Source organism: Priestia sp. BR_2, from assembly GCF_041954005.1.
GTDB classification, from domain to species: domain Bacteria; phylum Bacillota; class Bacilli; order Paenibacillales; family Paenibacillaceae; genus Paenibacillus_AQ; species Paenibacillus_AQ lautus_A.
Window position 1 is genome coordinate 1 of record NZ_JAVFHM010000309.1, and the last position, 937, is coordinate 937.

Sequence of the window (937 nt, forward strand, 5' to 3'; positions counted from 1 at the left end):
CTTGAAGAGATATGGGATAAGTTTAATATTTTTTATAAAAATTAATTGGAATAAGGTTAAATAATGCGTACATAGATAAATAAATGAAGCAGGCTTCCCTCGAAGATCTACTTTAATTATTTAATACAACTCCTATCAATCAATTGTATAACTGAGTTTATTTAAACTGTCTATGATAATAAAAACTTATTTATTGAGCAAACTACCCAAGAAGCCGTGAAGCATCTACCACTACAAAATCTTCGTTATTCCAAACAGAACAACCCACTGCACAGGAGCAGTAGGTTGTTCTGTTTTTTAGGTCTATACCCTATAAATTTTTAGTTACCATAATGGATATTCTAAGCACAAAAAAGGAACTTCATATTGAGAGATCCTTTTGACTAATTATTGAATTAAAATTACTTAATGCATTTAACATATAAAAAAGAACAACAAGTAAACTAATCATAATAATTTAGATGGAGAACTATTTGTTTGCCTAATAGATTTTTCCACAAGATATTGATACCCATAAATAAAAATAGATAGCCATACGCATATAAAATACCATGTAGCATGTTTCATTTTTTGGAATTTGAATATTCCAACCTTTTCCCAAACAGATGCGAATGGAAAAGCATTAATAAAATCCAATGCCATATTAGTCATTAAGTATTTGGAAAAATTACCATATGTTAGTTTGAATATCCAAAGAGTAGCTACATAATAAGGCCCTAGTATATAGGAAAAATCTATAGAACCAGGAGATAAAGGGTTTTTATTCATCCACCACTTTTTCTCATTAGCCAGAAGGCTCATTACACTTAAAAACAAATTGATAAAACTTGCTACAGGTAAAAATCTAAAAAATGATTTCTTTCCCATTAAAGGAACAGTTAACCAAGGGATAATTATCATAGCTAAAGAAAATGCTTTTTTTCGATTATACTTATAC

1 protein-coding gene is annotated in these 937 nt (G+C 28.8%); it reads right to left on the reverse strand.

What is annotated here, in order from left to right:
- Positions 1-447 precede the first annotated feature (447 nt).
- A partial coding sequence (locus RB298_RS26560; protein ID WP_486049348.1) for a hypothetical protein occupies positions 448-937 on the reverse strand: 490 nt, incomplete at its 5' end.